The sequence below is a fragment of the Pseudomonas sp. PICF6 genome (assembly GCF_009831705.1).
GTDB lineage: Bacteria > Pseudomonadota > Gammaproteobacteria > Pseudomonadales > Pseudomonadaceae > Aquipseudomonas > Aquipseudomonas rhizophila.
This window is the reverse complement of the sequence record NZ_WUUD01000020.1, coordinates 10,383-33,178: the sequence shown is the minus strand read 5'-3', so window position 1 is coordinate 33,178 and position 22,796 is coordinate 10,383. Positions and strand designations below refer to the sequence as shown.

At 62.0% G+C, this 22,796-nt stretch carries 22 protein-coding genes; 18 read left to right on the top strand and 4 right to left on the bottom strand.

Going from position 1 to position 22,796, the window contains the following annotated elements; all coding sequences use genetic code 11:
* The first annotated feature begins 163 nt into the window (after nt 1–163).
* From GSM73_RS13340 to GSM73_RS13330, 3 genes are read left to right on the top strand one after another with little or no spacing between them, the layout of a single operon-like run.
* A complete protein-coding gene (locus GSM73_RS13340; RefSeq protein ID WP_139050629.1) occupies nt 164–952 on the top strand; it encodes a VacJ family lipoprotein in 789 nt (262 codons plus the stop codon).
* The gene (locus tag GSM73_RS13335) at nt 945–1,190 is read left to right on the top strand and encodes a hypothetical protein (RefSeq protein WP_160892907.1); all 246 of its coding nucleotides are present in this window, start codon (nt 945–947) and stop codon (nt 1,188–1,190) included. Before GSM73_RS13340 ends, GSM73_RS13335 begins: the two co-directional genes overlap by 8 nt.
* A 60-nt stretch (nt 1,191–1,250) precedes the next feature.
* The gene (locus GSM73_RS13330; RefSeq protein WP_160892905.1) at nt 1,251–1,730 is read left to right on the top strand and encodes a VOC family protein; all 480 of its coding nucleotides are present in this window, start codon (nt 1,251–1,253) and stop codon (nt 1,728–1,730) included.
* Nucleotides 1,731–1,893: 163 nt separating this feature from the next.
* Here GSM73_RS13330 and GSM73_RS13325 read toward each other — a convergent pair whose 3' ends face one another.
* Nucleotides 1,894–2,298 carry a RidA family protein gene (locus GSM73_RS13325; protein ID WP_160892903.1) on the bottom strand — a complete coding sequence of 135 codons (405 nt, stop codon included), beginning with the start codon at nt 2,296–2,298 and terminating at the stop codon, nt 1,894–1,896.
* Nucleotides 2,299–2,428: 130 nt separating this feature from the next.
* On the opposite strand from GSM73_RS13325, the gene GSM73_RS13320 reads away from it, so the two are divergent.
* Together GSM73_RS13320 and GSM73_RS13315 are read left to right on the top strand one after the other, a co-directional pair.
* Entirely contained in the window at nt 2,429–3,355 is a 927-nt protein-coding gene (locus GSM73_RS13320) for a LysR family transcriptional regulator (RefSeq protein WP_076385429.1), read from the top strand.
* A gap of 33 nt (nt 3,356–3,388) precedes the next feature.
* Entirely contained in the window at nt 3,389–3,781 is a 393-nt protein-coding gene (locus GSM73_RS13315; protein WP_160892901.1) for a GFA family protein, read from the top strand.
* Nucleotides 3,782–3,796: 15 nt separating this feature from the next.
* Here GSM73_RS13315 and GSM73_RS13310 read toward each other — a convergent pair whose 3' ends face one another.
* The 3 genes from GSM73_RS13310 to GSM73_RS13300 form a co-directional block, all read right to left on the bottom strand.
* A complete protein-coding gene (locus GSM73_RS13310; RefSeq protein WP_160892899.1) occupies nt 3,797–5,257 on the bottom strand; it encodes an aldehyde dehydrogenase family protein in 1,461 nt (486 codons plus the stop codon).
* 275 nt (nt 5,258–5,532) lie between these two features.
* Nucleotides 5,533–5,931 carry a RidA family protein gene (locus tag GSM73_RS13305; RefSeq protein WP_160892897.1) on the bottom strand — a complete coding sequence of 133 codons (399 nt, stop codon included), beginning with the start codon at nt 5,929–5,931 and terminating at the stop codon, nt 5,533–5,535.
* Nucleotides 5,921–7,057, bottom strand: a complete 1,137-nt coding sequence (locus GSM73_RS13300; protein ID WP_160892895.1) for a DSD1 family PLP-dependent enzyme — start codon at nt 7,055–7,057, stop codon at nt 5,921–5,923. The genes GSM73_RS13305 and GSM73_RS13300 overlap by 11 nt, the downstream gene beginning before the upstream one ends.
* 94 nt (nt 7,058–7,151) lie before the next feature.
* Here GSM73_RS13300 and GSM73_RS13295 point away from each other — a divergent pair, with 94 nt between their 5' ends.
* The 13 genes from GSM73_RS13295 (at nt 7,152) to GSM73_RS13235 (ending at nt 22,724) form a co-directional block, all read left to right on the top strand.
* On the top strand, nt 7,152–8,036 hold the full coding sequence (locus GSM73_RS13295) for a LysR family transcriptional regulator (protein ID WP_160892893.1): 885 nt from the start codon (nt 7,152–7,154) through the stop codon (nt 8,034–8,036).
* Between the two features lie 430 nt (nt 8,037–8,466).
* Nucleotides 8,467–9,135 carry a haloacid dehalogenase type II gene (locus GSM73_RS13290; RefSeq protein WP_076385419.1) on the top strand — a complete coding sequence of 223 codons (669 nt, stop codon included), beginning with the start codon at nt 8,467–8,469 and terminating at the stop codon, nt 9,133–9,135.
* Nucleotides 9,136–9,171: 36 nt separating this feature from the next.
* Nucleotides 9,172–10,446 (top strand): FAD-binding oxidoreductase, encoded by a 1,275-nt coding sequence (locus tag GSM73_RS13285; RefSeq protein WP_076385417.1) that lies wholly within the window; start codon nt 9,172–9,174, stop codon nt 10,444–10,446.
* 86 nt (nt 10,447–10,532) lie between these two features.
* Nucleotides 10,533–12,176 (top strand): ABC transporter substrate-binding protein, encoded by a 1,644-nt coding sequence (locus GSM73_RS13280; protein WP_107322316.1) that lies wholly within the window; start codon nt 10,533–10,535, stop codon nt 12,174–12,176.
* Between the two features lie 45 nt (nt 12,177–12,221).
* Nucleotides 12,222–13,178, top strand: a complete 957-nt coding sequence (locus tag GSM73_RS13275; RefSeq protein ID WP_076385414.1) for an ABC transporter permease — start codon at nt 12,222–12,224, stop codon at nt 13,176–13,178.
* Complete coding sequence (locus tag GSM73_RS13270; protein ID WP_076385412.1) at nt 13,175–14,050, top strand: ABC transporter permease; 876 nt, start codon at nt 13,175–13,177, stop codon at nt 14,048–14,050. Before GSM73_RS13275 ends, GSM73_RS13270 begins: the two co-directional genes overlap by 4 nt.
* Nucleotide 14,051: 1 nt before the next feature.
* Complete coding sequence (locus GSM73_RS13265) at nt 14,052–15,896, top strand: ABC transporter ATP-binding protein (RefSeq protein WP_160892891.1); 1,845 nt, start codon at nt 14,052–14,054, stop codon at nt 15,894–15,896.
* Complete coding sequence (locus tag GSM73_RS13260; protein WP_076385408.1) at nt 15,893–16,201, top strand: (2Fe-2S)-binding protein; 309 nt, start codon at nt 15,893–15,895, stop codon at nt 16,199–16,201. Before GSM73_RS13265 ends, GSM73_RS13260 begins: the two co-directional genes overlap by 4 nt.
* Nucleotides 16,183–17,574: an NAD(P)/FAD-dependent oxidoreductase gene (locus GSM73_RS13255; protein ID WP_160892889.1), complete on the top strand. Its 1,392-nt coding sequence runs from the start codon at nt 16,183–16,185 to the stop codon at nt 17,572–17,574. The genes GSM73_RS13260 and GSM73_RS13255 overlap by 19 nt, the downstream gene beginning before the upstream one ends.
* Nucleotides 17,571–18,725, top strand: coding sequence for an FAD-binding oxidoreductase (locus GSM73_RS13250; protein ID WP_076385404.1), 1,155 nt, complete (start codon nt 17,571–17,573; stop codon nt 18,723–18,725). Before GSM73_RS13255 ends, GSM73_RS13250 begins: the two co-directional genes overlap by 4 nt.
* Nucleotides 18,722–19,879 carry an acetylornithine deacetylase gene (gene argE, locus GSM73_RS13245; protein ID WP_107322318.1) on the top strand — a complete coding sequence of 386 codons (1,158 nt, stop codon included), beginning with the start codon at nt 18,722–18,724 and terminating at the stop codon, nt 19,877–19,879. Before GSM73_RS13250 ends, argE begins: the two co-directional genes overlap by 4 nt.
* Before the next feature lie 267 nt (nt 19,880–20,146).
* Nucleotides 20,147–21,604 (top strand): NAD-dependent succinate-semialdehyde dehydrogenase, encoded by a 1,458-nt coding sequence (locus GSM73_RS13240; RefSeq protein WP_076385400.1) that lies wholly within the window; start codon nt 20,147–20,149, stop codon nt 21,602–21,604.
* A 40-nt stretch (nt 21,605–21,644) separates the two neighbouring features.
* Nucleotides 21,645–22,724, top strand: a complete 1,080-nt coding sequence (locus GSM73_RS13235) for a tartrate dehydrogenase (RefSeq protein WP_076385398.1) — start codon at nt 21,645–21,647, stop codon at nt 22,722–22,724.
* Nucleotides 22,725–22,796: the final 72 nt, after the last annotated feature.

Sequence of the window (22,796 nt, the reverse complement as noted above, 5' to 3'; positions counted from 1 at the left end):
ATGTTGTGGAAATCTTCAGGCAAAGAATCAGGGGCAGGATCACCCGATGTCAGTCAGTTAAACGACGGCCAACCCAACACAACCCTCGCCACCAGAGCTGTGTACGGCGGTGTCTTCCCAAACTGACCGGTATCGCCCCAATTCCTCGCCGAGATAGCCTTGTATGCCGATCACCAAGCCCGCTCCGCTGTTTGTTCGTTGCACTGTTGTCGTAGGACTCGTGGCATTCGCCAGCGGCTGCACCAGCACGCCCGCTGCAACCCCTGGCAGTTGTGAACGTGCGAGCTACACCGTCGATGATCCGGCAGAGCCCGTCAACCGGGGCATCTTCGCTTTCAACCGGACTGTCGATGACTATGCGCTGGCCCCGGTTGCCCGTGGTTATCTCAAGCTTCCAGATGTGGTTCAGACGGGGGTGCATAACTTCGTGGCGAACTTCGGTGAGCCCAAGGTCTTCATCAACGATCTGCTGCAAGGCAACGCTCAACGCTCGGTCAACACCCTGGGTCGCTTCGTCATCAACACCACCGCAGGCATCGTCGGGCTGATCGATGTGTCGGGCAAACTGGGTATCGAGCGCCACAAGGCCGATTTCGGCCAGACGTTCGGCGTCTGGAACATCGCTCCCGGGCCGATCGTCGAACTGCCGTTGCTGGGAACGTCCAGCCTGCGCGACGCAACCGGCAAACTGCTGAGTTCTGCGGTCGATCCGTTCGGCAGCAACAGCGATACGGTCGATACGTTGGGCACGATCAATACCGTAGGCGGGGTTGTTGATGGTCGTGCCGAGGCGCTCCCGCTGACGGACAAGTTGCGGGCCCGGCCGGATTACTACGTGGCGCTTCGTGACGCGGTAGCGCAGCGGCGCGCCGATTTTGTCGCCCAGGGCAAGTTGGGCGCGGTGGCGGGGGACGACGCCGCCTGCCCGGAGGGAGAGACCGTTGATGAGTAACCCCGTATTGGTTCTGCACCGGCGAGTGAAAACCCTCGACCAAGGCATTCTGCATTGCCGGGAGATCGAACTGCAGTTAACGGAGGATGGCCGACATCTATTGCTCAGCCGCTACCTGGAGTTGTACGGCCATGACCAGGCCGATGCGTGCGACATCCAGAATTACCGGGTGCCGCTGGCGAGCATGATTCGCTGGATGGTCAGTCATGGGGAGCGGATGAGTCCACTGGTCCGCTAGCCTTGCGCCGACGCAGAGACTGCTAGACTTTACCGTCCAGTTATCTCTCGGAGAGATCGGATGAATAACAAAAACACGATTTGTCTCTGGTACGACGGTGCTGCGCTGGAGGCTGCGCAGTTCTACGCCGCGACGTTCCCGGACAGTGCGGTGCAGGCCGTTCATCATGCCCCCGGTGACTACCCGATGGGCAAGCAGGGCGATGTGCTGACGGTCGAGTTCACGGTAATGGGCATTCCCTGCCTGGGGCTGAACGGAGGCCCGGCGTTCCAGCACACCGAGGCTTTTTCGTTCCAGGTCGCGACCGATGACCAGGCCGAAACGGACCGTTTGTGGGAGGCGATTATCGGCAATGGTGGCCAGGCCAGTGCCTGCGGCTGGTGCAAGGACAAGTGGGGCCTGTCCTGGCAGATCACCCCGCGCGTGCTGACTGCCGCGATAGCCAATCCCGATCAGGCAGCCGCCAAGCGCGCGTTCGAAGCCATGATGGAGATGACAAAGATCGACATCGCGGCCATTGAAGCCGCGTTGAAAGGTTGAGCGGCGCAGCCTGACAGTCCGCTATCGCGAGCAGGCTCGCTCCCACATTGGATCTGTGTCGGTCTCGATGGGTGGGTCAACACAACCCCCTGTGGGAGCGAGCCTGCTCGCGAAGACGGCGGCACATTCAACATGGCTGCAACCTGACCCACCGCCAGTCAGCTCATCCCTGGGCGGCTTCAGGCAACCTGGCAATCACCTTGATCTCGAACTGAAAACCATACAGCCACGTCACCCCCACCGCCGTGAGTGTTGGATGCGGTGCGCTGCCCCAGAATTCGGGCACCACTTTCCAGATCGTTTCGAATGTCGATTCGGGGTCGACGATGAACACGGTGACGTCAACCACATCATCAAAGGTGCAATCGGCGGCGGCAAGAATCGCCTTCAGGTTGTTGAACGCCCGCCGAACCTGATCCTCCAGTTCGGCCTCTGGCGAGCCGTCTTCGGTGCTGCCGACTTGCCCCGATACGAATAAAAAGCCATTGGAACGAATCGCCGGCGAATAGCGATTACGCTCATAAAGTGCCTGGCGTCCGGCGGGGAAAACTACATCGCGCTGTGTCATGGGTGCCTCCATCAAAGGGTCGGATTCAATGTTGAAAACACTCTAGGGGCTTGTGCGCGGACGATAAACGAGCAACCTTGGCGATCACTGTTTGTAAAATCCAAACAATCTGACGGACACCGGGGCAGTAATGGATCGTTTCGACGCGATGCAGGCATTCGTTCGAGTGGTGGAGGCGGGCAGCTTCACCAAAGCCGCCGAAACACTGCACATGAGCAAAACCACCGTGACCCAACTGGTGCAGCAACTGGAGGCCCGGCTGCGCGTCAAGTTGCTCAACCGCACCACGCGCAAGGTCAACGTCACCGCTGACGGCGCCGCTTATTACGAGCGGGTGATTCGCCTGCTGGCCGACATGGACGATGCCGAGACCAGCCTGTCCGGCGCTCAGGCACTGCCCAGAGGGCGATTGCGAGTGGACGTGCCAAGCCCGTTGGCGACCATGATCCTGATGCCGGCATTGCCGCAATTTTACGCGCGATACCCGGACATCCAGATCGACATGGGCGCAAGCGACCGCATCGTCGACATGCTCGATGAAAACGTCGATTGCGTGGTGCGCGGCGGCGAACTGACGGACCAGTCGCTGATCGCCCGGCGCGTCGGCGACCTGGCTCTTGGCGTGTTTGCCGCACCGAGCTATCTGCAGCGCGTGGGCACGCCTGCGCATCCGCGAGAACTGGAAGATTCCCAGCATCGCATCGTCGGCTTCCTCTGGGCGCGCACCGGCAAACCGCTCCCTTACGCCATGCACAACCACGGCGAGCATTTGCACATCAAAGGACGCTACGCACTGGCCGTCGATGATGGCAACGCCTACCTCGCGGCCGGCCTGGCGGGGTTGGGTGTGCTCTGGCTACCCGAGTACATGTCCAGATCCCACCAGGCGCGAGGTGAGTTGGTGCGCCTGTTCGAAGACTGGCGCCTCGACCCGATGCCGCTCTACGTGGCCTATCCTCCTAACCGACACATCAGCGCCAAGTTGCGGGTGTTCATTGAATGGGTGGTGGAGTTGATGGCACAGCATGCGCCTGTTCTCGACCGATCCGGGTCATGAAACCCGACCACATGACTGCAGAGGAGACGCACCATGGACCAATTCACCGGCGGTTGCCTGTGCGGCAACGTTCGCATCCAAGCCTCGGGGCGCCCGTACCGGGTTGGTCTTTGCCACTGCCTCGACTGCCGCAAGCATCACGGGGCGCTCTTCTACGCCTCCGCCGTGTTCCCCCAGGATGCCGTGACGATCGAGGGCGAAACCCGGGACTACGCCGGGCGCTTCTTCTGCCCGCGCTGCGGCTCGTCGGTGTTTGCCCGTAGCGGCGACGAGGTGGAAGTGAACCTGGAAACGCTGGATGCCCCGGATCAACTGATGCCCACCTACGAAAGCTGGACCGTGCGCCGTGAGTCCTGGTTGCCGGCGTTTCCGTTCACCAGGCACTACTCGCATGATCGTGAGGGTACGGGGCGCTCCGAGGAGTAGGCGCGGTAGCGGGTCTTAGCCAAAGCCCACAATCGCCTTGATCTCCAGGTACTCCTCAAACCCATGGAGACCATACTCACGGCCATTGCCGGAACGCTTGTAGCCACCGAACGGCGCCATCGGATTCCACGCCGGATAGTTCAACAGCACTTGCCCTGCGCGGATACGCGAGGCAACGTTGCGCGCCTGTTCAAGGTCCTGACCCTGAACGTGAGCGCCTAGCCCATAGACGGTGTCGTTGGCGATGGCGACCGCTTCATCCACCGTGTCATAGGGGATGATGCACAGCACCGGGCCGAAGATTTCTTCCTGGGCGATGCGCATGGCGCTGTCCACCTCGGAGAACACAGTGGGGCGCGTGTAGAAGCCTTTTGCAAAACCCTGCACGCGGCCTGGCCCACCACACAGCAGTTTTGCACCCTCGTTCAGGCCCACTTCGATCATGGCCTGCACGCGATTGAACTGGGCTTGATTGGCGATGGGACCGAGGATGGTTTCTTCCGATTGCGGATCACCGACGATGATCGCATTGGCGGTGGCGGCAGCCAGGGCTTCGACCTCCGCTAACCTGTTTCTTGGCACGATCATGCGGGTTGGTGCGCTGCATGACTGGCCGACATTGCGAAACGCCGACATCACCCCCGGTGGCACGGCTTTGTCGAAGTCGGCGTCTGGCAGCAGCACGTTCGGTGATTTGCCGCCCAGCTCCTGGGTCACGCGTTTCACCGTCGGGGCGGCCGCCTGGGCCACCAACGCGCCTGCGCGGTTCGAGCCGGTGATGGAGATCATGTCGATATCGGGATGCGCCGCCATGGCCGCACCGACCTCGCCACCGCTGCCGTTCACCAGGTTGAAGACGCCGGGAGGAAGGCCCGCGTCATGCACCAGTTGCGCGAAGAGCAGGGCGCTCAGGGGCGACAGTTCGCTGGGTTTGAGAACGACCGTGCAGCCCGCTGCAATGGCCGGAGCGACTTTTGCGGTGATCTGATACAGCGGCCAGTTCCACGGCGTAATGAGACCGCAGACGCCGATGGGTTCGCGGGTAATGGCTGTGCCGCCTTCGACCTTCTGGAAACAATAGCTGGACAGCACATCGTGGGCCACGCGCACGTGCTCGGCCGCCAGTGGCACTTGCATCGCCCGGGCAAAACCGATGGCCGCGCCCATTTCCAGAGAGAGCGCCTGGGCCAGCGCCTCCTTTCGTTCAAGGATCAGTTCATGGATTCTGCCGATCACCAGCGCGCGCGAAGCTGGCGCAGTTGAGGACCAGCCGGGGAAGGCCGCCCGCGCCGCCGCGACCGCCCGATCAACATCCTCGCAAGACCCTTGGGCGACTTGGGCAACAACCTCTTCGGTGGCCGGGTTGATCACCGGCAAGGTGGCCGCATGTGCCGGGGACGACCAGTCACCATTGATATAAAGCTGTCTGGTTGTGTGCGGATCAAGGGTGTAGCTGTGCGAAGATCGGGTTGTCATTCAACGGGCTCCCATAAAGCGTTTATGGCATGGCCTGCAGCAGGTCGCTATGCCGTGTCTGCTCAATAAACTAACAAAGCGGCCCTGATCAATTGTGCCGTTCTCGACCTCGGCAAAGGAGAATCTGCTGTATCTGTCACGCTAACTTGGCAAAAACGTAGCGGCATCCGTTTCAGGGCGTAGCCCTTGGGTTCAGACAAGCTTGCCAGTGCTGGCGACGCTGGCCGATTCAGGCATTGGCTTTCGATCCCGCTCCACAGGGGCATCCACTTCCCTTAGGAATGGCTTGCGTCGCGCGCCAGCGCTTGGACTTCAATCAGGTAGCCATGATGCAGCGCCGGGACGGGCACCACGGCGCGTGCGGGGCGGTGCTCGCCCAGATAGCGGGCATAGATTCGGTCGAAGGCCGGCCAGTGTTCGATGCCGGCGACATAGACCGTCACCTTCACCAGATCCCTCGGTCCCCGGCCAGCGGCGTCGAGAATCGCCAGCAGGTTTTCCAGGGCGATGGCGGCCTGGACCTCGAAGGGCTGGTCGACGCTGTGGCTGCCATCGGCGCGTACCGGCAATTGCCCGGATACATACAGGACGCCCTGGTACGACAGCGCCTGGGCGTAATGTCCACCCGGCGCTGCGGCGTGAATGGTATGGATAAACCCGATTTCACCAGCCATGCAGACGGCTCCAGTTGTGCACTTGGCCCGTGGCATCACAGGCGAGGTAATGAGGGAACTGTGCGCCAGTGGCACAAGCATGGTTGGGCAGGATGCGCAGGCGGCTGCCGATGGGAAACCGCGCGGTGATATCCACGTGCTCGGCGTTCGTCAGGGTGATGATGCCGTGCTCCTGATTGGCGCTGGTGAGCAGCGCGCCGTCGATCCAGTCGCCGGTTTCGCTACACACTTGTCCATAGCCGAAGTCCCGTGACTGGCGCTGCGTACCCCGGTCACGACTCATGGCCATCCAGCCGGCATCGGTGATGATCCAGCCTTTTTCCTGTTGATGACCGATGACGCTGGTCAGCACGCTCAGCGCCAGTTCGCCTGCCTGGCAGACGCCGACGTTGTGCATCACCAGGTCGAAGAATACATAGACGCCTGCGCGAACTTCGGTGACGCCTTCCAGGTTCTGTGCCGACAGCGCCGTGGGTGTGGAGCCGATGCTCACCTCAGGGCAGGCCAGCCCGGCCTCGCGAATGCGTTGGGCTGCACGGACGCAGAGGTTGCGTTCCTGTTCGGCCAAGGCTTGCAGCGCGTCGGGCGTATCGAGTTCGTAGCTGGAGCCGGCGTGGGTCATCACGCCGCAAAGCTGCATGCCGCCTTCATCAAGTAGCCGGGCGATGCCCACGAGTGAATCGTCCTCGACCCGTACGCCGGACCGATGGCCGTCGCAATCGATCTCGATCCAGACCTCGAACCGCTCATCGTGCTGCTGGCCGAAATCGACGATGGCCTGGGCCGCCGTCAGGCTGTCCGTGAGGATGCTCAAGCGACAGCCTTGGCGCCTGAGCGTCAGGGCTTGGGCCAGTTTGCCGGGCGCCATGGCCACGGCGTAGAAAATGTCCTGGATGCCGGCTGCGAAACAATGTTGCGCCTCCTTCAAGGTAGACACGGTGACACCGTTGGCGCCCGCGGCGATCTGCGCCTGAATCACGGGCAGGCATTTACTGGTCTTGATGTGGGGCCTTAAACGCACACCCAAGGTGTCCATGCGTTGCTGCATGCGCTGGATGTTGCGCTGCATGCGCGGTACATCGATGAGCGCGACAGGGGTATCAAGGAGGGGAGTTGAGGCGGTCATGAGCAGCACTCGATGGATAGGGACAGGGCGACTCTACTCAGTGATCGTGAAGTCGTGGTTCAATGCTGCGTCATCAATCATTAAGTTGAACTGAATGATTAGCATCGAAGACCTGCGCATGGCCGTGACGCTGGCGCGCTCCGAGTCGTTGAGCGCAGCGGCCAGGGCCCTCAATGTCTCGCCACCTGCGTTGTCCATGCGCTTGCGCAAACTGGAGACACTGCTCGGCCTGACCCTGGCCAACCGCGATGCCCGGCGCTTGAGCCTCACCGCCGATGGCGAGCGCTTCTCCCGCCAGAGCGCGCTGTTGCTGGAGCAACTGGAGGCGCTTCCCGAGTCGTTCAAACAGCCGGACAATCAACTGGCCGGCACCCTCAGGCTGGCGGCGCCGTTCGGCTATGGACGGCAACGCATCGCGCCGTTGCTGGCGCGTTTTGCCAGGTTGCATCCACAGTTGTGCCTGCACCTGGATCTACGGGAAACGCCCTGGCCCGATCGTCACGACAGTGATGCGGTGATTCACATCGGCAACCTCAGTGACAGCCAGTGGGTCGCCCGGCCCCTGAGCCACAATGCCCGCTGGTTGTGCGCCAGCCCCGCCTACCTGGAGCGGCACGGCACGCCGTCTTCACCGGAGCAACTGGCTGAGCACCGCTGTATTTGCATTCGCGAAAACGATGAGGACGTCACGCTGTGGCATCTGCGCAATGAGCAGGAGCGCAAGACCCTGCGCATCCAGCCAGCATTGCTGAGCAACGACGGCAGCGTGGCCCGACGCTGGGCCGAAGAGGGGCTGGGCCTGGTGCTGCGCTCGCAATGGGATGTCAGCAGAGCCATCGCCGAGGGCAACCTGGTCCGGGTGCTCGCTGATTGGCAATTCGACAGCGCACCGATCAACCTGCTGGTGCCGTCGCGCAAAGTTCGCAGCGCTCGGGTGCAGGCGTTGGTGAGTTTTCTTGAGGCTGAGTTGAAAGCCTGACGCCATCGCGAGCAGGCTCACTCCGGCAATGAATCTGTGGCAAACACAAAGGTGGCTGCCCCATCAAAACCCTGTGGGAGCGAGCCTGCTCGCGATAGCGGCGGCCCGTTCAACCTGGATGCTGGAACGGCCCGCTGCAGGCGTAGATTCTGCCGCAAAGCGGCCTTCACTGCGTCGCCAGACGCACCATAACTGTCCGCAAACCCACAGAAACACGGGTGCAACGCCCGTGTCTGGAGCATCCCGCAAAGTCTGCTGAGCGAGCCCTGCAAAACGGTGGTTTGTACCAAGCGGCCGGTATTTTTAACCGTTTATCCACGGTCTCATGGTGTTGTAATAAAAACGTGATGCAGCGTTGTACCGGTGCTTCACGAACGGCATCAATGTTTGCCTCGGCATTGCCTTCAACAACAAATCCAGGACCGCACTCATGAGCTTTCTTCGACCCAAGTACATCACCTTCGACTGCTACGGCACGTTGACCAACTTCCAAATGGGCACCATGACCCGCGAGCTGTTCGCTGATCGTGTCGATGCCGGGCAGATGGACCAGTTCGTCAAGGATTTCTCCGCTTATCGTCTGGATCAGGTGATGGGCGAGTGGCGGCCCTATGATGAAATCATCAAGACATCCCTGATGCGGGTCTGCAAGCGCTGGGGTGTCGAATATCGGGGCGAAGGCCAGCTCTATTACGACGCCGTGCCCACGTGGGGCCCCCACGCCGATGTACCGGCGGGTCTGTCGAAAATCGCCGACAAGATTCCCCTGGTGATTTTTTCCAACGCGATGGACGAACAGATCATGTCCAACGTCGACAAGCTCGGCGCGCCTTTCCATAAAGTCTTTACCGCCCAGCAGGCCCAGGCCTACAAGCCGCGCCTGGCGGCCTTCGAATTCATGCTCGATAACCTCGGCTGCGGGCCGGAGGATGTGCTGCATGTCTCGTCCAGCTTTCGCTACGACCTGATGTCGGCCCACGACATGAAGATCAAGAACAAAGCCTTCGTCGCCCGCGGTCATGAGCAGCCGGCGAACGCTGTGTATGGCTACCACCAAATCCCGGACATCGGCGGTTTGGCCGGTCTGGTCGGGCTCTGAGTTGAGCGCACTCTTCAAGGTGAAAAGGGGTTAGACATGGGCAGTGAGTCTTATTGGCTCGATACCGCACCGGCCTTCACCGGTGCCCAGCTCGGCGGATTGCCCGGGCGGGTAGACGTGGCCATTGTCGGTGGCGGTTTCACTGGTCTGGCGGCGGCCCGGGCCCTGGCCTTGAAGGGGGCCAGCGTGGCGGTGCTGGAAGCTGGCAGGGTGATTGGCGAAGCGTCGGGGCGCAATGGCGGTCAGTGCAACACCGGCGTTGCCCAGGACTACGCGTCACTCACCGCCAGCCTCGGCGCCGATAAAGCGCGGGCTTATTACCTGGCCTATGAAAGCGCCGTACAGAGTGTAGTTTCGCTGGTGGAGCAGGAAGCGATTGCCTGCGATCTCACTCGCCATGGCAAGCTCAAACTGGCCGCCAAAGCGTTGCACTACGAAGGACTGGCGCGCACCTGTGAATTGATCCGCAAGGAAGTCGATGCCGACGTCGAGTTGCTGTCTGCCCAAGCGGTGCGGGCGGAGGTCAATTCGGCCCAGTTCCACGGTGGCTTGCTGCAGCGCAACGGCGTGCAGATGCATGTCGGGCGCTTCGGTGTCGGCCTGGCCGAGGCGGCGGCCCGTCACGGGGCGTTGGTGTTCCAGGGCGTGTCGGTGAAGGACTGGAAGGCGAACACAGGCGGCTATCAGGTCAACACCAGCAAAGGCGCGCTGCAGGCCTCGCAGATCCTGCTGGCCACCGGCACCTGTCAGCAAGGTGGATTGGGCTGGTACCGGCGGCGAATCGTACCGGTGGGCAGCTTCGTCATCGCCACCGAAGTGTTGCCCCAGGCGCTGATCGACAGCTTGCTGCCGGCGCGTCGCTCCTACGTCACCAGCCGCATGATCGGTAACTACTTTCGCCTGACGCCGGACAACCGGCTGTTGTTTGGTGGTCGGGCGCGGTTTGCCATGTCTGACAGCGTTTCCGACGCCAAGAGCGGCAAGGTGCTGCAAGCGGCGATGGTGCAGATGTTCCCGCAGTTGGCCCACGTCAGGATCGACTATTGCTGGGGCGGGTTGGTGGACATGACGTCCGACCGTTTACCCCGGGCCGGCCAGCATGGGGGGGTGTATCACTCCATGGGCTACAGCGGCCACGGCGTGCAGATGTCGGTGCACATGGGGCAGGTCATGGCCCAGGTCATGGCCGGCGAGGTCGAGGCCAACCCTTGGCGCGAGCTGGATTGGCCGGCCATTCCCGGGCATTTCGGCAAACCCTGGTTCCTGCCGCTGGTAGGCGCGTATTACCGCCTGCAGGACTACCTGCACTGAGTTTCATGGCGTTGTTTGGCGTTTCAACCACGTTGCGTTAATCGTGCGCAATCGAGCCCTATCATTTTCCGAAAGGTAGAACTGACATGACTGACAACAAAAATGGCATTGAAGACCAGTTGATCACCGGTACAGAAAGTCTGCGTGTTTTCGAAGGGCTCAATCGCGGCATGTCTCGCCGCAATGCATTGCAGATGCTGGGGTTGGCAGGTGTGGCCGCAGCAGGTGCAGGCAGCCTCTTCGGCGCCGCCGGCAAGCTGTTCGCCGAAGAAGCGGCAAGCCCGGGCAAAGGCAAGCCGGGCGGGCGTATCCGCGTCGCCGGCATCTCCAGTTCCACCGCCGACACCCTGGACCCGGCCAAAGGCTCATCGTCCACCGACTACGTGCGTCATTACATGTTCTACAACGGCCTGACGCGCTTCGACAGTCACATGGTGCCACAACTCGAACTGGCCGAGCGCATCGACACTACCGACGCCACGCTCTGGGTGATTACCCTGCGCAAGGAAGTGACTTTCCACAATGGCAAGGGGCTGACCGCCGCTGACGTGGTGTTTTCCCTGTTGCGACACAAGGATCCGATCACGGGATCCAAGGTCTTGCCGCTGGCGTCGCAGTTCGCCGAGGTCAAGGCCATCGGCAGCCATGAAGTACAGATACGTCTGAGCGGCCCGAATGCCGAGCTGCCATCGGTCCTGGCCATCTCCCATCTGTTGATCGTGCCTGAAGGCACCAGCGATTTCAGCCAGGGCATCGGTACCGGTCCGTTCAAGGTCAAGGAGTTCAAGCCGGGAGTGCGTTCCATCGGTGCGCGCAATACCAATTACTGGAAACCCGGCCTGCCGTATCTGGACGAGATCGAATTCATCGGCATTCCCGACGAGCCATCGCGGATCAACGCGTTGCTATCGGGCGATGTGCAGATCGTCAACGAGGTCAACCCGCGTTCCACCACTCGTATCAAGAACAGTGCTGGCCATCGGGTCGTGGACTCGCCGTCGGGTAACTACACTGACTTGATCATTCGTCAGGACCAGATGCCGGGCCAGAGCCCGGAGTTCACTCAGGCGATGAAGTTGCTGTTGGACCGTGAACAGATCAAGTCGGCAATCTTCCGTGGTTACGCCAGGGTCGGCAACGATCATCCGATCGCGCCCGGCGCACGGTTTTTCAATGCTGACCTGCCACAGCGGACCTATGACCCGGAAAAAGCGCGTTTCCTGCTGAAGAAGGCGGGCATGGAAAGTATCACCATGCCGGTGATGTGCTCGCCGGCTGCCACCGGCTCGGTGGACGTTGCCGTGTTGCTGCAGCAATCGGCCAAGGAGGCCGGGCTCAAGCTCAATGTCAACCGCCTGCCGAGCGATGGCTACTGGTCCAACCACTGGGCCAAGCACCCGATCAGCTTCGGCAATATCAACCCGCGGCCCAACGCCGACATGCTGTTCTCGCAGTTCTTCCAGTCCACGGCGCCGTGGAATGAATCCGCCTGGAAGAACCCGCAGTTCGATCAGCTATTGGTCCAGGCCCGCGGCGAAACTGATGAGGTCAAGCGCGGCAAGATGTACGCCGACATGCAGACCCTGGTGCATGACCACTGCGGCATCGGCATCCCGGTGTTTATCAGCAACATCGACGGTGTCGATCAGCGCGTCAAAGGCTATGGCACCAACCCGCTGGGCGGTTTCATGGGCTACATGTTCTCCGAGCAAGTCTGGCTGGACGCCTGATGAACGCCGGGTATTGGCTGGGTGACAGGGCAGGAGGGCAGGCGGATGAATAGCAGCACACTTTGGTTGATCGGCCGGCGCATGGGCGCCGCGATCGTGACGTTGTTGATCGTCTCGATGGTGGTGTTCGCCATCACGGCGGTGTTGCCGGGAGACGCGGCGCAACAGGCCCTGGGACAGTTCGCCACGCCGGAGCAGGTGGCGGCCCTGAGGGTGAAAATGGGCCTCGATCAGCCGGGTGTGTTGCGTTACCTGCATTGGCTGACGAGCCTGCTCAGCGGCGATATGGGCGTGTCGGTGTCCAACGCCGTGCCGGTCACGGAACTGATGGCCGGACGGGTGCCCAACACCCTGATGCTCGCGGCCGCCACAGCGCTGGTATCGGTGCCAGTGGCACTGACCCTGGGCATTGGTTCGGCGATGGGGCGTGGTGGTCGCGTCGACAGCTTCATCAGCTTTTTTACCTTGATGATGGTGGCGGTACCGGAGTTTCTGGTCGCCACCCTGGCAGTGTTGATTTTCGCGGTGAACCTGGGTTGGCTCTCGGCGTTGTCCTATTCCAGCGAGATCACCTCACCGTGGCAATTCATGCGCACCTACGCCTTGCCGGTCATGACCCTGTGTTGCGTGATCATCGCGCAAATGGCGCGCATGACCCGGGCGGCGGTGATCGATCAACTCGACAGCCCCTACGTGGAGATGGCCCGTCTCAAAGGTGTGAGCCCGGTGCGGGTGGTACTGCGTCATGCGTTGCCCAACGCCATCGGGCCTATCGCCAATGCCATCGCCTTGAGTCTGTCCTACCTGCTGGGCGGGGTGGTGATCGTCGAGACAATTTTCAACTATCCCGGCATTGCCAGCCTGATGGTCGATGCCGTGACCAACCGTGATATGGCGTTGGTCCAGGCCTGCACCATGTTGTTTTGTACCGCGTACCTGACATTGGTGTTGATTGCTGATCTGTGCGCGATCCTTTCCAACCCGAGGCTGAGAAATCAATGAACAATCTCATTGGGAAATCCCCGACCGCGGCGGTCGCTCTGGCGTTGGGCAAAGACGCTCACGCCACGTCCTGGCTGGGACTGGTGGGCGCCGCGATGTGTGTCTTCTGGTTGCTGGTGGCGATCTTCGGTCCGTGGCTGGCACCGCACCCGGTGGGGGAAGTGGTCTCTGACAATGTTTTCGACAGCCTCAGCGTCGCTTATCCGTTAGGCACCGATTACCTGGGCCGCGACATGCTCAGTCGGGTGCTGGTCGGCGCACAGTTCACCGTGGGCCTTGCGCTGGTGGCTGCGGTCCTGGCCAGTGGGCTGGGGACCAGTTGCGCACTGCTGTCGGTGGTATCACCCAAGTGGCTGGATGAGCTGATCAGTCGCCTGATGGACGCCTTTATTTCGATCCCGAGCAAGATGCTGGCGTTGATCATGGTCTCGGCATTTGGCTCGTCGGTGACTTTACTGGTGTGTACGGCGGTGCTGAGCTACTCGCCGGGCGCGTTCCGTATTGCCCGCAGCATGGCGGTGAACATCGAGGCGCTGGAGTACGTGCAAGTGGCCCGCACCCGTGGCGAACGTCGACTGTACATCGCTTGCGTGGAGATCCTGCCCAACATGCTCAACCCGGTGCTGGCTGACTTGGGCTTGCGTTTCGGCTTCATCGTGCTGCTGCTCAGCGGCATGAGCTTCCTCGGCCTGGGTGTGCAACCACCGGATGCTGACCTGGGCTCGCTGGTGCGCGAAAACATTGGCGGGCTCAATCAGGGAGCGCCGGCCATCGTGATTCCGGCCCTGGCCATCGGCACCCTGACCATTGGCGTCAATCTGTTTATCGACCGCCTGTCTTCGCGACGTAGTCGACGTACGGGGGGGCATTGAAATGAGCGAATTGATCCGAGTCGAAAACCTGCGGGTAGTCGCTTGCGGCGAGCGCAGTGAGGTGGAGATCGTCAAGAGCGTGAGCTTCTCCCTGGAGAAAGGTGAGGTGCTGGCGCTGATCGGCGAGTCCGGTTCCGGCAAGACCACCATAGCCCTGGCGTTGCTCGGCTATGCCCGGCGCGGCTGTCGCCTGGCCGGTGGCGTGGTGCAGATTGGCGAACATGACATGCTGGCGTTGAGCGAAGGCGAGCTGCAAAGTCTGCGCGGCAATCGTGTGTCCTATATCGCCCAAAGCGCCGCCGCGGCGTTCAACCCGGCGAAAAAACTCATCGACCAGGTGGTGGAAGGGGCGTTGATTCATGGCCTGGGCAGCCGGCCCGTACTGGAAGCCAAGGCCATCGAACTGTTCCGCGACCTGGCGCTGCCCGATCCCGAGCGCATCGGCCAACGCTATCCCCATCAAGTCTCCGGCGGGCAACTGCAACGGGTGATGGCGGCCATGGCGCTGATCAGCGATCCGCTGCTGGTGGTGCTCGATGAACCGACTACAGCCCTGGACGTGACCACCCAAATCGACGTGTTGCGCGCTTTCAAGCGCGTTGTGCGCGAGCGGGGCGCGACGGCGGTCTATGTGTCTCACGACCTGGCGGTCGTCGCGCAGATGGCCGATCAGATCGTGGTGCTCAACGGCGGGCAGATCTTCGAGCACAGCGCCACTGCGCCACTGCTCAAAGGCCCGGCACACGCCTACACCCGCAGCCTGCTGGCGGCGGCGCGGCCGGATACGACGATCCGTCCGCCCTGCGGCGTGGCCGGCGATGCGCCGCTGCTGACTATCCAGGGCTTGACCGCTGGCTACGGCAACAAGAATCAACAGGGCATGCCGTCGATCCGGGTGCTGGAAGACATCGACCTGACCGTGCGCCGGGGCCAGGCCATCGGTGTGATCGGCGAATCGGGGTCGGGCAAATCAACCCTGGCCCGGGTGGTGGCGGGGCTGTTGACCCCGGCCCTCGGCGGGTTGACGTTTGACGGTCAACCCTTGGGCGGCAGCCTGTCCGAGCGCACTGACGAGCAATTCCGGCGCATCCAGATGGTCTTCCAGAACGCCGACACCGCGCTCAACCCGATGCACAGCGTCAGCAACATTCTGAGCCGGCCACTGAAGATGTATTTCGGCCTCAAGGGCGCGGCGCTACGTGAACGTATCGGCGAGTTGCTGGACCTGGTGCGTCTGCCTCGGGACCTGGCCGAACGCCGCCCGAGCGAACTCTCAGGCGGGCAAAAACAGCGGGTCAATTTGGCTCGGGCGCTGGCGGCCAAGCCGGATCTGATCCTGTGCGATGAAGTGACCTCGGCACTCGATACGGTGGTCGGCGCGGCCATCCTCGAGCTGCTGCGCGACCTGCGCCAGCAATTGGGGGTTTCGTACTTGTTCATCAGTCACGACATCTCCACGGTGCGGGCGCTGTGCGACGACATTGTGGTGATGTACAGCGGCCACAAGGTTCAAGAGGGCACCCGGCAATCGTTCGCCCAGCCACCCTTTCATCCTTACACCGACCTGCTGATCCATTCGGTGCCGGAATTGCGCCAGGGCTGGCTGGAAAACTGTGGCACCACCACCTGCGGCACGCTGCCCGCTTTGGGAGCAAAGGCCACTGAGCCGGGGCTCTGCACGTTCCTCAATCGCTGCCCGGTGCGGGTCGATGGCCTGTGCAACCACACCGCGCCACCCCGGCGAATCATCGACGGCGGCAGTGAAGTCCTCTGCCATCACGACAGCGCCGAGCTGCTCAAGAGCCAACAGGATGCCAACAGCATGATCATGGGAGCCTACGCATGAACGCTCGTTTCGTGAGGTTGGCCGAGCAGGGCCGGCCCATCGTCCATTTGAAAGTCGATGGCGAACCCATCGAAGCCTTGCAGGGGGACACACTCATGGTCGCATTGCTGACTCGGGGCCCGGCGTTGCGCCAGTCGGAGTTCGATCCTGGCAGCCGGGCCGGTTTCTGCCTGATGGGCGCCTGCCAGGATTGCTGGGTCTGGACCCGCAGCGGTGAACGGCTGCGTGCCTGTTCCAATGAAGTGCGCGAAGGGCTGGACATCATCACCAAGCAACCGGAGGCGATATGGCCACTGCGCGGCTGAGCAATCATCGAGTCGTCATTGTCGGCGCCGGGCCTGCCGGCATCCGTTGCGCCCAAACCCTGGTCGCGGCGGGCTTCAAGCCGGTCCTGATCGACGAAAACCGTCGTGACGGCGGACAGATCTACCGGCGCCAGCCTGAAGGCTTCACTCGTAACTACGCCACGCTTTACGGCACCGAGGCGGACAAAGCCCGGGACTTGCACGAAAGCTTCGACCGTTTGCGCCCACAGATTGACTATCGTCCGGACACGCTGGTGTGGAACCTCACGCCCGGGCAACTGTGCTGCGTCAGCCAGGGCCTGCATTCGACGGTGGATTACGATGCATTGATTCTTTGCACCGGCGCCACTGACCGCTTGATGCCGATCGAGGGCTGGCAGTTGGGCGGCACCTACAGCCTCGGTGGAGCGCAGATAGCCTTGAAGGCCCAGGCGGTGTCCATCGGCCACCGCGTGGTGTTCATGGGCAGCGGGCCGCTGCTGTATCTGGTTGCCAGCCAATACCTCAAGGCCGGTGCCAACGTGGCGGCGGTGCTGGACACCGCGCCGCTGGGCCTGCGCATCAAAGCCTTGCCCAAACTCATGGCGCGCCCCGGATTGCTGTTTACCGGCATGAAGCTGTTGGCTCAATTGTATCGGGCGAAAATCCCGGTGCACCTGGGTGTCTCTCCGTTGCAAGTGTTGGGTGAGGCGACTTCCGGCGTCAGTGGCGTGCGGGTACGCACGGCGGCCGGTGAAACCTTGACCGTGGATTGCGACGCGGTGGCGCTGGGTTATCACCTGCGCCCGGAAACCCAGCTGGCCGACCTGGTCGGTTGTGCTCTGCGTTTTGACGAGGCTTCAGGCCAATGGTGGCTGGACACGGACGAAGACGGCCGGACCTCGGTCAGCGGTGTTTATGCCGCCGGAGATGGGTCGAAGATCCGTGGTGCTGATGCCGCCGAGCATGCCGGGCGCCTGGTCGCCCTGGCGTTGTTGAGCGATTTGCAGCAACCGGTGGACGTCGCGCAGGTCGCCGCGCAGCGTCAGGCGCTCAACGTCATGGATCAATTTCGTCTCGGTCTGGCCCAGGCGTTTCCCTGGCCCGCCGCGCAAGCCAAAGCCTTGCCGGATGAGGCCATTGTCTGCCGCTGCGAGATGATCAGCGCCGGCGAATTGCGCCGTACCGTCAGTGAAAAGGGCGCCTGTGAAGTCAACCGGGCCAAGGCCTTCAGTCGGGTGGGCATGGGCCGCTGCCAAGGGCGTTATTGCTCTCAGGCCGGGGCCGAGGTCATTGCCGCAGCCGCCGGTGTCCACGTTCAGGAAGTGGGCCGGCAACGCGGACAGGCGCCGGTCAAACCGCTTTCGATGCTCACTCGGGAGGTGACGCCATGACGGTCAATAAAGCTGATGTGGTCATCGTCGGCGGTGGTTTGATGGGCTCGGCGGCGGCATTTTTCCTGCGTCAGCGGGGCCAGTCGGTGATCCTGCTGGAGCGTGACCAGATCGGTCAGTACGCCAGTGGCGTGAACTTCGGCAACGTGCGGCGCCAGGGGCGTTTTCTCGGCCAGCTGGAGCTGGCGAATCGTTCCTGGGCGCTATGGAAGCGCCTGCCGGAACTGATCGACGACGATCTGGAGTTCATCGCCAGCGGGCATATGCGCGTGTGTTATCGCGAAGAGGAGATCGCCGAACTGCAAGCCTATGCCGACGCCCCTGAGGCAGAGCAGTTGGACTTGAAGATCTTTCGTGGCGCTGAGCTGCACGAGCGTTTTGCGTTCCTCGGGCCAGACGTCAAGGGCGGCTCCTATGCGCCGCACGACGGTCACGCCAACCCGCGTCTGGCGGCCCCGGCGTTTGCCAGGGCGGCGCGGCGACTCGGCGCACGCATCGAGGAGCGGACAGAAGTGGCTGAAGTGCAGAAGGCCAATGGTGATTTCAGTGTCACAACCACCGATGGCCGTCAGTTCAGCGCCGCTCAACTGCTGATTACGGCGGGTGCCTGGGGGCAGAAACTCTCGGCGCAGTTTGGTGAGCCGGTGCCGCTGGACACTAACGGCCCACAGATGGCCGTCACCGAACCGGTGCCTTATGCCTTGCCGACGGTGATCGGCGTGTACACCAAAATTCCTGAGGAAGTGATCTATTTCCGGCAGATTCCCAGGGGCAACATCGTCATCGGTGGCGGCTATCGCAGCAAGCCGGACATGCTCAACCGCCGGGCCTATGTCGAGCCGCGCAGCATTCTCAACCAGCTTGACCAGATGCGTCGCTTGCTCCCAGGCGTCGGCAACCTGAACATCATTCGCGTGTGGAGCGGCATCGAAGGTTATCTGCCCGATTCCCTGCCGGTGATGGGCCCCAGCGGCAACGTGGACGGCTTGTATTATGCGTTCGGTTTCTGCGGCCACGGCTTTCAGCTCGGGCCAGGGGTTGGCGACGTCATGGCCGAGCTGATCAGCACCGGCAGTACCAGCACCTCGATCGAACCGTTCTCCATTCGCCGATTCGCCCCCACTGCCGAGCAACGGAGCAAAGCCTCATGAAACCTCGCGTGCTAGCTATTTTCGAACGCCTGCTGGCGTTTGAAACGGTCTCTTCAGAGTCGAACATGGCCCTGATCGAGTACGTGCGCGAGCTGCTGCTGAGCAAGGGCATCGAGTCGCTGATCGTCAAGGATGAAAGCGGCAAGAAGGCCAACCTCTTCGCCAGCATCGGCCCACGGGAGTTGCCGGGGATTCTGCTGTCCGGACATACCGACGTGGTGCCAGCGGCGGGGCAGGCCTGGACCGTTCCGGCGTTCCAGGCGACGGTGCGGGACGGGCGGGTGTACGGTCGTGGCAGTTGCGACATGAAAGGGTTCATCGCCTTGGCCATCGATGCCATGCTCGATGCCGCCGACCATCCCCTGAACCGACCGCTGCAACTGGCGCTCTCCCATGACGAGGAAATCGGTTGCGTGGGTGTACGCCGCTTGCTTGACGTGCTGCACCTGGCACCGGTGCGGCCGTTTTTGTGCGTGATCGGCGAGCCGACCAACATGCAGTTCGTGCTCGGGCACAAGGGCAAAGGCTCTTATCGCACTTACTGCCGTGGCCTGGAGGCGCACTCGTCCCTGGCGCCGCGTTCGGTCAATGCGATTCATGTGGCCTGCGATTTCATCGCCGCGTTGCGCCAGAGCCAGCAGCAGCTGCAAGAGCAGGGCGCCCGGGACGCCGATTACGACGTGCCCTACAGCACCGTGCACGTCGGGCAGATTGTCGGTGGCAAGGCGCTGAACATCGTGCCAAACCTGTGCACCCTGGATTTCGAAGTGCGCAACCTGCCGGCCGACGATCTGGATCAGTTCCTCGAGCAACTGCGCGAGCACGCCGAAGTGATCGTGCGCGAGGCCAGGAAACTCTCCAGCGTGGCGGACATCGAGATCGAAACCCTGAACGTCTATCCGGGGCTGGATACTCATCCGAGCGTTGAGGCGGTGCGCTTTCTGAAGAACTTCGCCGCAGCGGACACCGGCACCGCCAAGGTTTCCTTCGGCACCGAGGGAGGGCTGTTCAAGCAGCGCCTGGATGTGCCGGTGGTGGTCTGCGGCCCGGGCTCCATCGAGCAGGCGCACAAGCCCGACGAGTTCATTGAAATCAGCCAGATGGAAGCGGGGGAGCGGTTTCTGGAAGGGTTGCTGGGCTCCTTGAAAATCTAAGCCATACACAGAACAAAATGTGGGAGTACTCGTGTGGGAGCACAGCTTGCTCGCGATGAACGATGACATGGTCTTGATCAGTGTCTGATCCACCGCAATCGCGAGCAAGCTTTGCTCCCACAGGTTTCGGTGTTTAGCCTGGGGCTTCGGTAGAGCCTGCCGTCCCACCTCGAAACTTCAGCATCCAACACTGCCCAAAACCCGCTTTCAGCATCCTCATCCGCGGCATCTCCCTAGACTGGAAATACCTCGGAACAGGACGCGATCATGCTCAAGAATCAATTGAAAGACCCCAGCCTTTTAGCAGAATTCGCCTACGTCGACGGGCAGTGGATCGGTGCCGATGACGCCGCCACGCTCGACGTCATCAACCCGGCCACGGGCAAAGTGCTCGCTCGGGTGCCGGCCATGCAGGGGGTGGAAACCCGGCGTGCCATCGACGCCGCCGAGCGTGCCTGGCCGGCCTGGCGTGCGCGCCCGGCGGCGGAACGCGCGGTGCTGCTGGAGCGTTGGTATCAGGCCATGATCGACAACCTGGACGATCTGGCGCTGATCATGACGTTTGAACAGGGCAAGCCGCTGAACGAAGCCAAAGGCGAAATTCGCTACGGCGCCGGCTTCGCCAAATGGTTTGCCGAAGAGGCTCGCCGGGTTTATGGCGAAACCATCCCGGCCCCCAGCGGCGACCGTCGTCTGCTCACCCTCAAGCAGCCAGTGGGTGTCTGCGCGGCGATCACTCCGTGGAATTTCCCCAACGCGATGATCACCCGCAAATGCGCGCCAGCCTTGGCGGCGGGGTGCCCGGTGATCGTCAAACCGTCGGACCTGACACCTTTGTCGGCCCTGGCCCTGGCGGTGCTGGCCGAGCGGGTCGGGATTCCGGCGGGAGTGTTCAACGTGGTGACCGGCATGCCGGCGGGCATCGGCGAAGAACTGACCGGCAACCCGACGGTGCGCAAGATTTCCTTCACCGGGTCCACGGCGGTCGGTCGCCTGCTGATGCGCCAGAGCGCCGAACACATCAAGCGCCTGAGCCTGGAGCTGGGCGGCAACGCGCCGTTCATTGTGTTTGACGACGCGGACCTGGAGCAGGCCGTGGCCGGGATCATGCTCAGCAAGTTTCGCAACGCTGGCCAGACCTGCGTCTGCGCCAACCGCATCCTGGTGCAGGACGGTATTTACCAGCGCTTCGCCGAGCGCCTGGTGCAAGAAGTGGGCAAGCTCAAGGTCGGCAATGGCCTGGAGGCCGACGTGATGATCGGTCCGCTGATCAACATGGCGGCGGTGAGCAAAGTCGCTCGGCATATCGATGATGCGTTGAGTCAGGGCGCGCGTCTGCTCTGTGGCGGCATTCCCGAGGGTGACAGCCAGTTCGTCCAGCCCACGGTGCTTGGCGAGGCCCACGCTGGCATGTTGCTGGCCAGTGAGGAAACGTTTGGCCCGGTTGCGCCGCTGATGCGTTTTTCCACCGAGGAAGAGGCGCTGGCGCTGGCTAACGCCACACCGTATGGCTTGGGGGCTTATTTCTTTACCCAGGATCTGCGCCGCTCATGGCGGTTCGGCGAGGGACTGGAGTTCGGCATGATCGGTCTTAACACAGGACTCATTTCCATGGAAGTCGCGCCCTTCGGTGGTGTCAAACAGTCGGGCCTGGGCCGTGAAGGCAGCAAATACGGCCTGGATGAATACCTTGAAATCAAGGCCTTCCACATCGGTGGGCTGTGATGCGTCCATTGTTTGAACACCTACCAGGGAGCCACGAATGATGAGCAAACCATTTCGAATCGCTGCCATCGCCGGCGATGGTATCGGCAAGGAAGTCCTGCCTGAAGGGCTTCGGGTACTGGAGCAGGCCGCGAAAAAATGGCAGTTGTCGTTGAGCATCGAAGTGCTCGATTGGGCCCACTGCGACTACTACCTGGAACATGGGCAGATGATGCCCGCTGACTGGTTCGAGCAACTCAAGGGCTTCGATGCGATCTACTTCGGCGCCGTGGGCTGGCCGGACAAAGTGCCGGATCACATTTCCCTGTGGGGCTCGCTGCTCAAGTTCCGCCGCGACTTCGACCAGTACGTGAACATTCGCCCGGTGCGACTGTTCCCGGGCGTGCCGTGCCCCTTGGCCGGGCGAGAAGCGGGGGATATCGATTTCGTGGTGATCCGTGAGAACACCGAAGGCGAATACTCCTCCGTGGGCGGCAAGATGTTTGAAGGCACCGAGCATGAGTTCGTGCTCCAGGAGTCGGTGTTCACCCGGCGCGGCGTCGATCGGATTCTCAAGTTCGCCTTCGATCTGGCCCAGACCCGACCGCGCAAGCGCTTGACCGCGGCGACCAAGTCCAACGGGATCTCCATCAGCATGCCGTATTGGGACGAGCGCACGGCGTTGATGGCCGAGCAGTACCCGGATGTGCAATGGGACAAACAGCACATCGATATCCTGTGTGCGCGTTTCGTTCTGCAGCCGGACCGTTTTGATGTGGTGGTGGCGTCAAACCTGTTCGGCGACATCCTCTCCGACCTCGGCCCGGCCTGCGCCGGCACCATCGGCATCGCGCCGTCGGCCAACCTCGATCCGCAGCGGCGCTTCCCGTCGTTGTTCGAACCGGTGCATGGCTCGGCGCCGGATATTTATGGACAGAACATCGCCAACCCGATTGCGATGATCTGGTCAGGGGCGTTGATGCTCGATTTCCTGGGCAATGGTGATGAACGTTATCGCGCCGCCCATGACGGGATTCTCAAGGCCATTGAACAAGTGATTGCCCAAGGGCCGATCACCCCCGACCTGGGCGGACAGGGCTCGACCCAGGATGTCGGCAGGGCCATCGTTGCGGCGCTTTGACGCTTTACTAACCTGTGACACCTTTTTGCCCGCTCACACTGCGGGCTTTTTTTTGGAGTTCGATCGCAAAAC

Excerpts from the sequence above, each read along its gene's own strand:
- GSM73_RS13270 (WP_076385412.1), top strand. The coding sequence starts at position 13,175 with ATGAACAATCTCATTGGGAAATCCCCGACCGCGGCGGTCGCTCTGGCG.
- GSM73_RS13340 (WP_139050629.1), top strand. The coding sequence starts at position 164 with ATGCCGATCACCAAGCCCGCTCCGCTGTTTGTTCGTTGCACTGTTGTC.
- GSM73_RS13240 (WP_076385400.1), top strand. The coding sequence starts at position 20,147 with ATGCTCAAGAATCAATTGAAAGACCCCAGCCTTTTAGCAGAATTCGCC.
- GSM73_RS13325 (WP_160892903.1), bottom strand. The coding sequence starts at position 2,298 with ATGACACAGCGCGATGTAGTTTTCCCCGCCGGACGCCAGGCACTTTAT.
- GSM73_RS13285 (WP_076385417.1), top strand. The coding sequence starts at position 9,172 with ATGGGCAGTGAGTCTTATTGGCTCGATACCGCACCGGCCTTCACCGGT.
- GSM73_RS13295 (WP_160892893.1), top strand. The coding sequence starts at position 7,152 with ATGATTAGCATCGAAGACCTGCGCATGGCCGTGACGCTGGCGCGCTCC.
- argE (WP_107322318.1), top strand. The coding sequence starts at position 18,722 with ATGAAACCTCGCGTGCTAGCTATTTTCGAACGCCTGCTGGCGTTTGAA.
- GSM73_RS13275 (WP_076385414.1), top strand. The coding sequence starts at position 12,222 with ATGAATAGCAGCACACTTTGGTTGATCGGCCGGCGCATGGGCGCCGCG.
- GSM73_RS13260 (WP_076385408.1), top strand. The coding sequence starts at position 15,893 with ATGAACGCTCGTTTCGTGAGGTTGGCCGAGCAGGGCCGGCCCATCGTC.
- GSM73_RS13310 (WP_160892899.1), bottom strand. The coding sequence starts at position 5,257 with ATGACAACCCGATCTTCGCACAGCTACACCCTTGATCCGCACACAACC.
- GSM73_RS13300 (WP_160892895.1), bottom strand. The coding sequence starts at position 7,057 with ATGACCGCCTCAACTCCCCTCCTTGATACCCCTGTCGCGCTCATCGAT.
- GSM73_RS13305 (WP_160892897.1), bottom strand. The coding sequence starts at position 5,931 with ATGGCTGGTGAAATCGGGTTTATCCATACCATTCACGCCGCAGCGCCG.
- GSM73_RS13315 (WP_160892901.1), top strand. The coding sequence starts at position 3,389 with ATGGACCAATTCACCGGCGGTTGCCTGTGCGGCAACGTTCGCATCCAA.
- GSM73_RS13255 (WP_160892889.1), top strand. The coding sequence starts at position 16,183 with ATGGCCACTGCGCGGCTGAGCAATCATCGAGTCGTCATTGTCGGCGCC.
- GSM73_RS13320 (WP_076385429.1), top strand. The coding sequence starts at position 2,429 with ATGGATCGTTTCGACGCGATGCAGGCATTCGTTCGAGTGGTGGAGGCG.
- GSM73_RS13335 (WP_160892907.1), top strand. The coding sequence starts at position 945 with ATGAGTAACCCCGTATTGGTTCTGCACCGGCGAGTGAAAACCCTCGAC.
- GSM73_RS13250 (WP_076385404.1), top strand. The coding sequence starts at position 17,571 with ATGACGGTCAATAAAGCTGATGTGGTCATCGTCGGCGGTGGTTTGATG.
- GSM73_RS13235 (WP_076385398.1), top strand. The coding sequence starts at position 21,645 with ATGAGCAAACCATTTCGAATCGCTGCCATCGCCGGCGATGGTATCGGC.
- GSM73_RS13330 (WP_160892905.1), top strand. The coding sequence starts at position 1,251 with ATGAATAACAAAAACACGATTTGTCTCTGGTACGACGGTGCTGCGCTG.
- GSM73_RS13265 (WP_160892891.1), top strand. The coding sequence starts at position 14,052 with ATGAGCGAATTGATCCGAGTCGAAAACCTGCGGGTAGTCGCTTGCGGC.
- GSM73_RS13280 (WP_107322316.1), top strand. The coding sequence starts at position 10,533 with ATGACTGACAACAAAAATGGCATTGAAGACCAGTTGATCACCGGTACA.
- GSM73_RS13290 (WP_076385419.1), top strand. The coding sequence starts at position 8,467 with ATGAGCTTTCTTCGACCCAAGTACATCACCTTCGACTGCTACGGCACG.